The following is a 699-nucleotide window of genomic DNA, read 5'->3' as shown; positions in this document are numbered from 1 at the left end:
CCGTGTGCTCTTCCGATCTCTTGGATCTGTACATCCAACACAACCGCAGACATGAATGCAAAATATGCCTTGGCACTGATCCTCACTCTGCAGGTCTCCATGTGCCTGTGTGATCTTCCTACACCAGCAGCGGATCTTGTTGAAAAGTATGATGGCATGAAGGCTGTGTTCTACCAGAGGATCCTGAATGCTTACGCCAAGCTGCAGGCTGCCGCTGCTCCCATGATTGAGCAGGCTGGTACCAGCGAACGTGCAACTGCCGCCAAAGATTACATGGAGACCCTGCAGACCAAGCCTGAGTTCCAAGCCCTGGTCAAGGTTGCCGCTAACGTGGGCCAGGAGGCCGGTCCCATTATTGACAAGGCCCGCACAACACTGCTGGGTCTGTACGGACACTACGTGCGCCCCCGCTTCGGCAACCAGCTGAGCGACGCCATCGACGGCATCAAGGTCTACCTGGACCAGTACCTGCCTGCTCAGTAAAGAACACAAACTGGAGCAAGCCACCTGGCAGCAGCCTGTAATAGATGATAGAGCATAGAAAGTACACCAGTTTAGGCTGAGAAGAGTAATGCACAATGCAAATTCAATCCTTTGCCTCTTTTTCAAATTAAGATCTTTGCCAAATAATGCAAGAAGTTAAAAGAAGTGCGAACAACACCTGTGCAAATTGTGCATGTACAGTATTTTGTGTTTGAT

At 50.5% G+C, this 699-nt stretch carries 1 protein-coding gene; it reads left to right on the top strand.

Annotated elements, in window-relative coordinates:
• On the top strand, window positions 1-483 hold a 483-nt coding region (locus H4O21_RS24025; RefSeq protein WP_220495843.1), incomplete at its 5' end, for a hypothetical protein.
• Window positions 484-699: the final 216 nt, after the last annotated feature.

Source organism: Oceanospirillum sediminis (genome assembly GCF_014164585.1).
GTDB classification, from domain to species: Bacteria; Pseudomonadota; Gammaproteobacteria; order Pseudomonadales; family Halomonadaceae; genus Oceanospirillum; species Oceanospirillum sediminis.
Note: the sequence above shows the minus strand (reverse complement) of the source record. Positions and strands in the feature narration are given on the sequence as shown.